At 40.9% G+C, this 12390-nt stretch carries 8 protein-coding genes and 2 tRNA genes; 5 read left to right on the top strand and 5 right to left on the bottom strand.

Annotation, left to right across the window (positions count from 1 at the left end; all coding sequences use genetic code 11):
- Positions 1-174: 174 nt before the first annotated feature.
- The 4 genes from R9C00_18705 to R9C00_18690 all read right to left on the bottom strand — a co-directional run bounded on the left by R9C00_18705 (position 175) and on the right by R9C00_18690 (position 2856).
- Positions 175-1197, bottom strand: coding sequence for a FecR domain-containing protein (locus R9C00_18705; GenBank protein ID WPO33731.1), 1023 nt, complete (start codon positions 1195-1197; stop codon positions 175-177).
- Positions 1198-1463: 266 nt separating this feature from the next.
- On the bottom strand, positions 1464-2051 hold the full coding sequence (locus tag R9C00_18700) for an RNA polymerase sigma-70 factor (protein ID WPO33730.1): 588 nt from the start codon (positions 2049-2051) through the stop codon (positions 1464-1466).
- 423 nt (positions 2052-2474) lie between these two features.
- Positions 2475-2547 (bottom strand) — tRNA-Met (locus R9C00_18695).
- 236 nt (positions 2548-2783) lie between these two features.
- Positions 2784-2856 (bottom strand) — tRNA-Met (locus R9C00_18690).
- Between the two features lie 68 nt (positions 2857-2924).
- Between R9C00_18690 and era the strand changes: the two genes are divergently transcribed.
- The 5 genes from era (at position 2925) to R9C00_18665 (ending at position 9946) form a co-directional block, all read left to right on the top strand.
- The gene (era, locus tag R9C00_18685) at positions 2925-3812 is read left to right on the top strand and encodes a GTPase Era (GenBank protein ID WPO33729.1); all 888 of its coding nucleotides are present in this window, start codon (positions 2925-2927) and stop codon (positions 3810-3812) included.
- A 241-nt stretch (positions 3813-4053) separates the two neighbouring features.
- Positions 4054-4233 carry a hypothetical protein gene (locus R9C00_18680; protein ID WPO33728.1) on the top strand — a complete coding sequence of 60 codons (180 nt, stop codon included), beginning with the start codon at positions 4054-4056 and terminating at the stop codon, positions 4231-4233.
- A gap of 151 nt (positions 4234-4384) precedes the next feature.
- On the top strand, positions 4385-5485 hold the full coding sequence (locus R9C00_18675) for a Nif3-like dinuclear metal center hexameric protein (GenBank protein WPO33727.1): 1101 nt from the start codon (positions 4385-4387) through the stop codon (positions 5483-5485).
- A gap of 150 nt (positions 5486-5635) precedes the next feature.
- Entirely contained in the window at positions 5636-6430 is a 795-nt protein-coding gene (locus tag R9C00_18670) for a C4-type zinc ribbon domain-containing protein (protein WPO33726.1), read from the top strand.
- A 345-nt stretch (positions 6431-6775) separates the two neighbouring features.
- Entirely contained in the window at positions 6776-9946 is a 3171-nt protein-coding gene (locus R9C00_18665) for a hypothetical protein (protein WPO33725.1), read from the top strand.
- A gap of 136 nt (positions 9947-10082) precedes the next feature.
- Here the strand turns inward: R9C00_18665 and R9C00_18660 are convergent, their stop codons facing one another.
- On the bottom strand, positions 10083-12038 hold the full coding sequence (locus R9C00_18660) for a glycoside hydrolase family 97 protein (GenBank protein WPO33724.1): 1956 nt from the start codon (positions 12036-12038) through the stop codon (positions 10083-10085).
- Between the last annotated feature and the right edge of the window lie 352 nt (positions 12039-12390).

Below are 12390 nucleotides of genomic sequence, written 5' to 3'. Positions count from 1 at the left end.
AATAAAATTTAGTTAAAACAACTAAGTCCTAACCCAGGGTACAGTGCCGCCAAGCTCTTATGTATTCTGGGTTTTCTTTTTGATTGGTTTGTCTAGTGCACTTGGTAGTGAAGACAAGGGGTGTTTAGCCGGATTTCAATAGATTAAAGTAGTTTTCTTTCATGGTAAAGAGGGTTATTTAAAATGGATATTAACTTTTTTGTCTTTTATGTCGAATTTGAACCCAGCCGAAAAGGCGAGTCCTTCCAGTATATTTTCTAATGATTCTTCCTTAAACCTGCCAGAAAAGCCAGTTCTAGAGCTTTTTTTTCCCTGAATCAGAAATTCTACTCCATACCAGAACTCCAGCTTTTGGAAAACTTGGTCGAGAGTAGCATTGTGGTAATACAGTACGCCATCTTTCCACAGGAAAATTTCGTCAGGGTTAAATGTTTGTTTTTCTAGTTTTTTTGAACCTAAAATGGTCATTTCACCTGGGAGGAGGAGTACTTTTTCTTTTTGAGATCGTACGTCTACCTTACCGGTGAGAACTGCTACGTATCCTTTGTTACTAAATGGGTAATTATTAACTGAGAAGGATGTTCCCAACACGGTTATTACCGAATTTTTAGTTTTTACCTTAAAGCGTTGCCCTTTTAGTTTTGTCACTTCAAAAAATGCTTCTCCCTCTAAATGCACTATTCTGTCTTCTCCACTTATGAAATCTTCGTCGAAGGTAACCTTTGAGCCAGAGTTGAGTTTTATTTTAGATCCATCGGGTAATGTGATTTGCTTTTTCATTCCTTTAGGAGCTATGATGGTTTTGGTAGGCTTCACTTGTGCAATGGCGCTGTTGCCAAGTTCATGTTTTACTGTCCAAAATAGGATAATGACCAAAAGTGGGACTAATACCGCAGCTATTTTTGTCCAAGTAGGAAAGCTTCTTTTTTCTCTTTTATGTACTGTAAAGTGTTTGGTTTGCTTTTTTTTCGATGATGTTGCTTTTTGAAGAATTGAATCCCACAGTTTTTCTTGATCAGTATCTAGCTTAGGTTGTTTTTTTGCAAAAGTTTCTGACCAAATTCTATCGAAATACTCTGAAGCTTGATCTTCATTGCCAGGCTTCGATAGCCAATCATGGAACTCTTGAAACTCTTCTTGTGAACAGTCACCAGATTTTACTTTTTCAAGCAAGTGGCGAATATTTATTGGTATCATGAATAATTATGGGTTTATCAATTTCTTTTCCTTCTCATATTTAGTGTACTGGATGCTCAATGACTTTCCAGCGAACTGATTCGTGCATTTCTTCTGCTTGTGTATTGTAGGCTTCCATTTGTTGGTATTGGCAGCCTGAGTGGTCAGATAAATATATTTATTTGTATCGGATACATTTAAATACAGCAAAAGGGGATACCCCCCCCAAAAAAAAAAAATAAGTTTTTTTAGGCGGTAGGAGAGGGGTTCTTATGAGAGATGTTTTTCTATAAAAATAGCAGCAGAAAACCTAAAGAAAAGGAGTAGTCTGAATACCTCTGAAGGTGTTCTTTAATGCCCTTTAAAGCTAATACAATTTGGTTTTCAACCGTTTTTCGGCTTATGCCTAGCTTTTGGGCTATTTGGTTGTAGGTGAGCTTTTGTTCCCTACTCATCAAATAAATTTCTTTTCTTTTGGAGGGTAGCTTAGAGATGGCTTTTTCTGAAAGTTGAAACAGCTCCTCGCAAATGAGCTGCTCTTCCATGTTTGAAGTGCTAATAGCGTTCCATTCGTTTACTTCTGTGAACCTGTACTTGCTCTTAGCTTTGACTTTATTTAATAATATTCTTTTAGCTACTATAAATAGAAAGCCCTGAAATGCAAGCTTTTCATTTATAGATTCCCTTTTCTCCCATATTCTGAGGAAAATATCTTGGACAGCTTCTTCCGCTTCTTCTTCATTTTTCAAAAAATGGAATGCTAACCGAATCATTTCAGAACTGTATTGCTGGTATAACTGATGGAAGGCATCGAGGTTTCCTTCTTTGAGACGCCTGATTAAGGTCTTATTGATAGTCGTAGTTTTCATTTTCATATTCCCTGTTCAATGGTTGATAGTAGTGATATATTTTACATGTTTTTTAGATAGTAAAAGTTTTGGGGCATTTACGATAATTTCATATTTGCTCTGCTTGTCAGTTGTTGGTGATAGTATTTCTTGAACCTGTTTATTGGCGCAGCGAACCCTATATATTTAAAATTGTCATAAATACACTTATAAATTTAATAAAAAACAAATAAGTATTGGTAATAATTATTTGTAGCTGAGGATAAAACAACTGGAAACGAAGCGTTTACTTGTTCTATTTTATGCTGTGTTTTCGAATTTTTGCGGATAAAAATGTTATGTGGGAAATGTTAAGTATTAATACTCTTGCAAAGAATTAGGGTGTTTTTTTTAGGAAAGGAGGCTGGTAAAAAACGAAACCCCCAAGCTTGAATAGCTTGAGGGTCTTTGTAGCGGGAACAGGACTCGAACCTGTGACCTTCGGGTTATGAGCCCGACGAGCTACCAACTGCTCCATCCCGCAATTTTGGGTGCACAAAGATGAGGTTTTTTTTATTAAATACAAAAAAGAGTGCTTTTAATTTCTGGCGTAGTTGGAAACTGGTTTTGCAATGGCTGGGTTTCTTCCTCCAAACTTGTCTTTATTCAAATAAAATTTTGCTTCCTTTATCAAAAGGGAGGATTTAGAAATATTTGAGTTCTTAAAAAAGGGGTGGTAAAAAACGAAACCCCCAAGCTTGAATAGCTTGAGGGTCTTTGTAGCGGGAACAGGACTCGAACCTGTGACCTTCGGGTTATGAGCCCGACGAGCTACCAACTGCTCCATCCCGCAATTTTGGGAGCACAAAGGTGAGGATTTTCTCATTAAAAACAAATACTTTTGTAGAAAAATAAGAAATAATGGGACATAAAGCAGGATTCGTAAGTATAGTAGGCAAACCAAACGCTGGGAAATCAACATTAATGAACCAACTGGTGGGGGAGAGGCTTTCCATCATCACTTCTAAGGCGCAGACTACTCGCCATAGGATAATGGGGATAATCAATGAAGAGGACTATCAAATAGTTTATTCTGATACGCCAGGTGTAATCAAGCCTAAGTATGAGTTGCATTCTTCTATGATGCAATTTGTGAAAAGTTCATTGGAAGATGCCGATGTGCTGTTGGTAGTAACCGATATCGAGGAAAAATTTGATGAGGAAGATGTGTTGAAAATGATTCGTCATTTGGAGATTCCCGTAATCTGGTTGATCAATAAGGTGGACCTGAAAGCACAAGAAGAGATTCAGGAAAAGATCGAGTTTTGGAAGGAAAAGCTTGAAGGAATGAAGGTAAAGGGGATAGTGCCAGTATCGGCTCTTCATAATTTTAACTTGCAAGCTGTGCTGGAATCATTGAAAGAAGAGTTGCCTGAGCATCCTCCATTTTTTAGCAAAGATGAGATTACCGATAAGTCTTCAAGGTTTTTTGCTTCGGAAATAATTAGGGAAAAGATCTTCCTAAATTACGAGCAGGAAGTGCCTTATGCTACCGAAGTGGTTATCCAAGAGTTTAAAGATGAAAAGGATATCATAAGGGTCTACGCCGATATATTGGTGGAAAGGCAAAGCCAAAAGGGGATTATTATTGGTAAACAAGGACAAATGCTGAAAAAGGTAGGAACGGAAGCGAGAAAGGATATGGAGGCATTTTTTGGTAAGAAGATCTTCTTGCAGCAGTTTGTAAAAGTTGAACCAGATTGGAGAAGAAAAAAGACGAAGCTTTCGAGACTTGGGTATACTCAATAGTGAAGGTACGAAAGCGTATTTCCCCTTAATAAGACTAAGGGAAAATACGTATTTTAGATTTTGTGTTATATGATTGGAAACAAAGGGTAAAATGTTGCCGTTTAATATTTAGAGTATGCTATTGAAAGGTTTAAATTCTTTTAATTTTGATGCTCTTTATTTAAAAAGTACAATTTTTAATACCTTAACCAATTAAATAGACATAACTATGTTAGCAACACAAAAAAAAATCAATATTCAAATGAAGTGGAGTGCAATCAGAAACATCCTTCAAACTAAATTTGACGAGCTGAATGATGCAGATTTGCATTACGAAGAGGGCAAGGAAGATGAATTGGTGCAGAGGCTCTCTCACAGATTGAATAAAAGCGAAGAAGAAGTTATTCAGCTTGTTGATGAGGTTCAGACTAAAATTATCTAACCAAAAATCAGGATAGATACTCACTATACGATTAAAAACCAGCCTTATGGCTGGTTTTTTTTATGGGTAAATTAAAATGTGGTTTTTCTCTCAAATGATATTTTGTTTAGCTTTGGCATTACTTCAAAACCAATAGAAAATATTATCAAATATGCATATACGAGACGCTATAAGTATACTTAATAGAATAGCCCCTCCAGCTTTGCAGGAGTCTTACGACAATGCTGGTTTGATTACGGGAAACCCCAATGCTGAGCTGACGGGTATTTTGGTTACGCTTGATTCTACAGAAGCTATAATTGATGAAGCAATTGCAAAAGAGTGTAACATGGTGGTGGCTCATCATCCTATTGTTTTCAGTGGGCTGAAATCGATAACAGGCAAAAACTATATTGAGCGGGTTATTATCAAAGCCATTAAAAATGACATTGCCATTTTTGCCATCCACACCAATCTTGATAATGTAGCACATGGGGTAAACAAGATGATTTGCGATAGACTAGAACTGTCCAAGGTGAAAACTCTGGCTCCTAAGAAAGGCTTGCTCAAAAAGATCATTACCTTCGTTCCCTTGGTCAATAAAGCAGAAGTGCTAGATGCATTGGGGAGAGCTGGTGCAGGAAATATTGGCAATTATGAAAAATGTAGTTTCCAAGTGGATGGAAAAGGGACATTTGAGCCAAATGAGCAGGCGAGCCCTTATATTGGGGAATCGGGTAAGTTTGAAGAAGTGGATGAAGTGCGAATAGAAATGGTTTTTCCCGATTATTTGGAAAGGAAAATAATAGCTGCACTAGATAAAGCACATCCGTATGAGGAGGTTGCCTATTTCATCCAGAAAGTAGAAAATGAATCGCCGGAAATAGGTTCGGGTATGGTAGGCGAGTTGGAGGTTTCGCTTTCTGAGGAGGAGTTTTTAACTTATTTGAAAGAGAAAATGGAGTTGAAAGTCATTCGCCACACAGCTTTTTTGAATAAGCCCATACAAAAAATTGCTGTTTGTGGAGGCTCGGGCTCTTTTTTATTGGGCAAGGCAATGGCTCAAGGTGCCGATATATTTATCACTGCCGACTACAAATACCATCAGTTTTTTGATGCGGATAATAAAATCATTATCGCTGACATTGGGCACTACGAAAGCGAGAAGTTTACCAGTGAGCTATTAGGAGGTATGTTAAAAATAGGTATTGGTAATGAGGTACCTATAGGACTCACTTCCATTGATACTAATCCGGTTCAATATTTCTCTTAGAGCGAACCCGCTTTTGCCAAAAAAGAAAATTAATTGATTTATTCAACTATTTTTGAAAAGGAATTGCTAAAATTGCAGATTGATTTGAAATAGCCGTTTGCTCGGCAAATAATATTATAGAAAAGGACATATAATCCAAATTAAGATTAAATGGAGAGCACCGTAGCCAAAAAACTTGATTCCCTGATTAAACTCCAGGACATAGATTCTAAAATAGATGATATAAAAAAAATCAGAGGAGATTTACCTGAAGAAGTTCAAGATCTTGAAGATGAGATAGCAGGGTATCAGACAAGGGTCAAGAAATTTAAGGACGAACAGAAGAAGTTGGAAGATGAGATCAAAGCTCGCAAGGATGCCATCAAAAACTCTGAGCAGCTGATCAAGAAGTACGAGGAGCAGCAAATGAATGTTCGTAATAATCGAGAGTACGATGCTATCACGAAAGAGATGGAGCTCCAAGATTTGGAAATTCAAATCTCTCAAAAGAAAATAAAAGAAGCGGGCTTCTCGATAGACGCAAAAAAAACGCAAGTTGCCGAAGCAGAAGCTAGGTTACAAGGGAGAATGGAAGATTTGGATGTGAAGAAGGGAGAGCTCGATTCAATTATGGCCGAGACTCAAGTAGAAGAAGACAAGCTGTTGAACTCAAAGCAAAAAGCGATGGGTCAGTTGGAAAGCCGTCTTGCCAATTCTTACGAAAAAATCAGGCTGAATGCTTCAAACGGTTTGGCAGTAGTGCCAGTTGCGCGTGGAGCTTGCGGAGGTTGCTTTGCAGTAGTACCTCCTCAGCGTCAGGTTGAAATAGCCGAACGTAAAAAGCTTATTGTTTGCGAGCACTGTGGAAGAATCTTCTCGCACGTGATAAAAGAAGAAGTAGTTGAGCCACCAAAAAGAGGGGGTAGAAAGAAAGCTACTAAAAAGACGACAACAAAGAAAAAATAAATTGAAAGCCCTGAAGAGATTCAGGGCTTTTTTTTGATGCCCATTCTCCCCCTCCCCTTTATAAAAAAAATACTCAAGCAAAAGGATACATAAATACTTTCTACTGGGGATTTGTATGTTAACCTATCTCATTTAAACCATTCTTGGAAATGAAAAAAACATACTTTTAATTGCCCCCTGTTTTTTTATAATATGTACCCGATATCTTTGTTTTGCATTTATTCCCTCATTTTCCACTTCTTTCATGGCAAATTGAATCCTGTGTTCTATTTTTAGTATTCCAAAGAAGCTAGCCTCTTCAGGTAGCTTCAGCAACAATCACACAAAAACTAAGAACCAAAAAGGATGAAAGAACTAAAGCCAAGGAAAAGGCTCGGATTGAGCTTTTTTACTTATGTTATTACCCTTCTATTTGCCACTGGGCTGGCTCAAGCCCAAGACCTCGAACTCTTCAAAGGAATGAAAGCCCGAAGCATAGGTCCTGCAGGGATGAGCGGCAGGGTCACGAGCATCGATGTGGTAACCAACAATCCGCAAGTGATGTATGTGGGAACGGCATCGGGAGGATTGTGGAAATCGGAAAGTGGAGGCATTAGCTGGAAGCCGCTTTTTGACAAAGAGAAAGTTGCCTCAATAGGCGCGGTGGCTGTATTCCAAGCTAACCCTGATATCATTTGGGCTGGAACAGGTGAGGGCAACCCACGTAACAGCCAGACTAGCGGAGCGGGCATCTACCTCAGTCGAGACGGCGGGGAGACCTGGGAGCTGAAAGGGCTAGAAAAAACAAGAAATATCCATCGAGTAATTATCCATCCCAACAATCCTGACATTGTGTATGCAGGCGTGCAAGGCTCGGCTTGGGGCGAACACCCTGAGCGAGGTGTGTACAAAACCACCGATGGAGGCGAGACGTGGAACAAAATCCTCTATGTAAATGAGAAAACAGGTGTGGGTGACATGGTGATCGACCCAAAGAACCCCGAGAAGTTGATTGTAGGCATGTGGGAATTTAGGAGATGGCCATGGTTTTTCAAGTCGGGTGGGGAAGGCTCAGGGCTGTATGTGACCCACGATGGCGGCAAGACCTGGAAGGAACGGACTTCGGAAGATGGCCTGCCCAAGGGTGAGTTAGGTAGGATAGGGCTGGCTATTGCCCAAAACAGACCCGATGTGGTGTATGCTATTGTAGAGTCGAAAAAGAATGCCCTCTACCGCTCCGACGACGGCGGCAAAAAATGGCACATGGTAAACGACAAGCCTGAGATAGGCAACAGGCCTTTTTATTATGCTGATATTTTTCTCGATCCACAAAACGAGAACAGGATTTACAGTTTGTATTCCATGGTTTCTATGAGTGAAGATGGAGGAAAGTCTTTCAAGGTGATCGTTCCTTATTCAGGAGTCCACCCTGATCATCATGCCTTTTGGGTTCACCCTGAAAACCCTGATTTTATGATGTTGGGGAACGATGGAGGGATGGCTATTTCCCACGACTTGGGTAAGAACTGGCGCTTTGTAACGAACCTGCCGCTCGCACAGTACTATCATATAAATGTGGATAATGAAACGCCTTATAATGTTTATGGAGGTATGCAAGACAACGGATCATGGCGTGGTCCAGCCTATGTTTGGCGAGCCAACGGTATCCGAAACTCTTATTTTGAAGAGGTAATGTTTGGCGATGGATTTGATGTGATGCCAGATCCGGAGCAGCCTAACCGCTACGGTTATGCCATGTCTCAAGGTGGGTCTTTGGGGCGCTACGATTTGGTTTCAGGTCATCGTAAAGGGATAAAGCCTGTTCATTCCGAAGGAAAAACCTTGCGTTTTAACTGGAATTCGGCAATCGCCCAAGATCCTTTTGATACCAAAACCATTTACTACGGTAGCCAATACGTGCACAAAAGCACCGACAAGGGCGAGACTTGGAGCATTATTTCCCCAGACCTCACCACCAACGACACCAGCAAGCATAAGCAACTAGAAAGTGGTGGCTTGACCTACGATGCCACCCAAGCGGAGAACTTCACAACCATCATTGCCATAGAGCCAAGCCCGCTGAAAGAAGGGTTGATTTGGGTAGGTTCTGACGATGGAAAATTGCACCTCACAGAAGATGGAGGAAAGGCCTGGAAAGATTTGACCAAGAGCATAAAAGGTGTGCCTGCTGGCAGTTGGATTCCACAGGTAAAAGCGTCTAAGTTCAATGAAGGCGAAGCATTTGTACTGTTCAATAATTACCGTCGCAACGACTGGACGCCATTTGTATTCCAGACCAAAGATTACGGAAAATCGTGGAAGAGAATAGTGGACGAAACAAAGGTTTGGGGCTATGCACTCTCGTTTGTGCAAGATTTAGAAGAGCCAAACCTGATGTTCTTAGGAACAGAATTTGGGCTGTACGTGAGCTTCGACGCAGGAGAGAAGTGGCAGCAATGGAAACATGGCTACCCTACGGTTTCTACTATGGATATGGTTATCCAACCAAAGGAGCATGACTTGGTAATAGGTACTTTTGGTAGAGCTGCTTATGTGCTCGACGACATCCGTCCGTTGAGGGAAGTTGCCAAAGAGAAAGAGGTGTTGGCCAAAGAAATCCATGCCTTTGCCGCACCAGATGCGTACCTTGCTGTGTATGGGCAGGCTTCGGGTATGCGCTTTGGTGCAGATGCCACTTTTGCTGGGGAAAACAGACCTTTTGGGGCGATGCTTTCTTACTTCGTAAAAGAAGGAAATGCAAAGGATGCGGAGAAAAAGGAGGAGGTTAAAATTGAAGTGTTTGATGCTTCGGGAAAGCTTATCCGTACCTTGAAACCAGAGCCAGAAACAGGACTGAACCGAGTGCAATGGGAGCTAGATGTGGCTGGTGTTCGCTTCCCTTCTACTTCTAAGCCTAAAAAAGATGCTGGCGAAAATGGTGGCTTTTGGGTGAAGCCCGGAGAATACAAAGTAAAAATGACGTGGAAAGAAGCCTGCGATTCTACCACGGTGAAAGTACTTGGCGACCCACGGATAGAGCTTTCTGCGCAAGATATTGAAGCTAGGTACGATGCCCTAGAGGAAATGTCCCAAAAGGTGGCGGAAGTAACCAAAAGTACAGACAAGCTTATTGAAGCATTAGAGGCTATTGATTTGGTGTTGAAGCAACTGCCAAGCGAAGGAGAGAATGTAGAAGAGATAAAAGCGGAAAGTGATAGCATTAAAAACCAAATAACGGAGCTAAAAGAGTTGGTGTTCTCCAAAGAAGGCTTGCAGGGAATAGTAAGAAGCCCGACTATCTTGAGTGCGAGGTTGAGGAATGCTTATTACATGCTCTCTGGCTCGCTGGAGGCACCCAATGCCAACCAGCTCAATTTAGTAAAGAACGTGGAGCAAGAAGCCGAAGTAGTAATGGGCAAAATAGATGCCTTCTTCGAAAATGACTGGAAAGCCTACGAAGCTAAAGTAGCATCCATTTCTATTAGCCCTTTCCATAACATAAACAAAGCAATGAAAGAAGCTGTGGACAAGGAGTAACGGAAATTCCCAGTTGGTTTAGCAAGACGATGCTTCTAAGTTCGGGTAAGTGAAGGATAGTTCTTTTGTTATTGTTGCAATTGCAATAGGCTCAGGTATTTACATGGGTTGTGCCTGAGCCTATTTTAGTTTCTGCTTACAGCTTTTTGAGAGTAGCTGCCCAGCCTCCACCTTTTGCTAATTGGATGGTGATTTTAGAACTCTTGTCTACGTTCACTTTTTCCACTTTGTAGTCTTCGGCATACCTGCTGGCATTCACCCCATCTTTGAACATAGTAACTTCATAGTTGCCTTCGGGCAAGAATGAAAAGTCGATGGTCATCTCTCGTTCATCCCAGTTGGTCATAGCTCCCACATACCAATTGTCACCACTTTTTCTAGCTACTGCTACATATTCCCCGATATTGGCTTCCAACGCATGGGTTTCGTCCCATACAGAAGGAATTGGTGCGATAAACTCAACGGTTGCTTTATCTTTAAGGTAAGTGGAAGGAGCATCGCACAGCATTTGGAGCGCACTTTCAAACACTATATACATAGCTACTTGGTGCGCCCTGGTGCCTAAGCTTTGGGGGCGATAATGGCTGATCTTATGGTTGATGAGCTGGGAATTGCTCATAGCTCCCGGTGTAAAGTCCATCGGTCCGACCGCCATTCGGATGAAGGGAAGGGTAACGTTATGCGTAGGAGTGATCTCTTTCGACCATTTGTTGTTTTCATTTCCTTTCACCCCTTCGTAGCTGATCACGTTAGGGTAAGCCCTCCTCAAGCCACTAGGCTTGTAGGCGCCATGGTAATCGACTAATAGTTTGCGCTTGGCTGCTTCTTGGGCAATTTTGGTAAAAGAAGTTACCATGTATTGGTCGGCTCGTTGCATAAAGTCTACCTTCACGCCTTTTGCCCCCCAGTCGGCATAGGTTTGGAGTATTTCTTCCATATTATCATTGAGAGGCTTCCAAAGACACCAGAGAATAATTCCCACGTCTTTTTCTTTGCCATAAGCGATCAACTCTTTTACATCAAGTTCAGGATTGCCCTCTAAAATATCGGTGGTAGATTTTGTCCATCCTTCGTCCAATATCACATATTCTAATCCATAAGTCGATGCAAAATCAATGTAGTATTTATACGTCTCTGTATTGAGTCCCGCTTTGAAATCGACACCGTAAATATTGTTGTCATTGTACCAGTCCCATGCTACTTTGCCAGGTTTTATCCATGAAACATCTTCAATTTCGAGTGGCCTGGAAAGTTTATAGACCATGTCATTTTCCAAGAAAGTTTTGTCATCGTCACTTATTACAAAAAGCCTCCAAGGAAAAGACCTTGCACCTTGGGTTTTGGCTATGTAATCTGCTTTTTTAGTGATGATTTCATTGCGGTCTGCCCGGGCAGGGTCAGGTCTTGTTTCCAATACATAGTTAGGAAAAACAGCTTTTAGGGTATTCCCGCTTTCAGCTGCTAAGAAAAGGTTAGGGTAATCGTAGAGGTCTGCTTCGGAAAAAAGCAGCCTAAACCCATTGGTTTCGGTGAACATAACGGGGAGGGAACAAAACTCTCCGCTCGGAATGGTGTCCAGCTTTTTTAGAAGATATTCCCGTTCGTAGTGCGAGTACATCTTGTCTTCCTTCGGGAAAAAGGAGGTAGTGCTGGCAGGAAAAGTTACTTCCATTTTTTCGGAGTGCACCTCAATTTCTCCCTTAAGCGAGCTGGCAAAACGGTAGGCTACCCCTTCGTTGTAAACACGGAAATGGACGGCATACCTTCCCTTTAGATTTAATTGGAGCTCTTTGTAAGAATTAGGGATCACTTTGTTTTTTTGGGGAACTACTGCGGTAATATCTTCGGCTACTTCCACTATTTTGTGGGAAGAAACTTTTGCTTTCTCTCCGAGAACCATGTTCCCAAGGTTAAGCCCGATAGCGACATTCTCAATCACTGTTTTGCCACCTTTTATGACTGACCAAGAAATGTCTTCGCCTACCTTTACGGTTAGCGTTGTGTTGTTGTCTTTGGAGGTTACCTCATACGTTTGGGCTATGCCGATGACAGGACTTAATAGCAGGAGTATGGTTAAAATATTTTTATGCATAGTATAAAAAATTAGGGTTTGGACACACAGAATATATTCATCTAATGTAAAAAACAATTTTAATACTTTGCCATTATTGACCGATATAGGGCAATATGGTATAAGAAGGGGGTAAAATAATATAACTTAGAGGAGGGGCTGATTATAAGAATGGGAGTTGTGAATAAAGGAAGCCCTTGTTTGTTTTACCCTACTTCGTAAGCACGTCCAATTGCATTTAGCGCAGATTATGAGTAACTTAATAGGAAAGAGATTTCGTACTTGATGAGATTCTCATTCTTGTTACTCTCCAATACCGGTTCATTCTTAAAAACAAAAAAAACTTATGTAGGCATATAGCATTTTTGTCGGT

It is taken from the genome of Flammeovirgaceae bacterium SG7u.111 (assembly GCA_034044135.1).
Taxonomy (GTDB): Bacteria; Bacteroidota; Bacteroidia; order Cytophagales; family Flammeovirgaceae.
The sequence above is the reverse complement of the archived record's forward strand: the minus strand, read 5'-3'. Positions and strand labels throughout refer to the sequence as shown.

Coding starts and splice junctions, on each gene's coding strand:
- R9C00_18705 (WPO33731.1), bottom strand. CDS start 1,197: ATGATACCAATAAATATTCGCCACTTGCTTGAAAAAGTAAAATCTGGT.
- R9C00_18700 (WPO33730.1), bottom strand. CDS start 2,051: ATGAAAATGAAAACTACGACTATCAATAAGACCTTAATCAGGCGTCTC.
- era (WPO33729.1), top strand. CDS start 2,925: ATGGGACATAAAGCAGGATTCGTAAGTATAGTAGGCAAACCAAACGCT.
- R9C00_18680 (WPO33728.1), top strand. CDS start 4,054: ATGAAGTGGAGTGCAATCAGAAACATCCTTCAAACTAAATTTGACGAG.
- R9C00_18675 (WPO33727.1), top strand. CDS start 4,385: ATGCATATACGAGACGCTATAAGTATACTTAATAGAATAGCCCCTCCA.
- R9C00_18670 (WPO33726.1), top strand. CDS start 5,636: ATGGAGAGCACCGTAGCCAAAAAACTTGATTCCCTGATTAAACTCCAG.
- R9C00_18665 (WPO33725.1), top strand. CDS start 6,776: ATGAAAGAACTAAAGCCAAGGAAAAGGCTCGGATTGAGCTTTTTTACT.
- R9C00_18660 (WPO33724.1), bottom strand. CDS start 12,038: ATGCATAAAAATATTTTAACCATACTCCTGCTATTAAGTCCTGTCATC.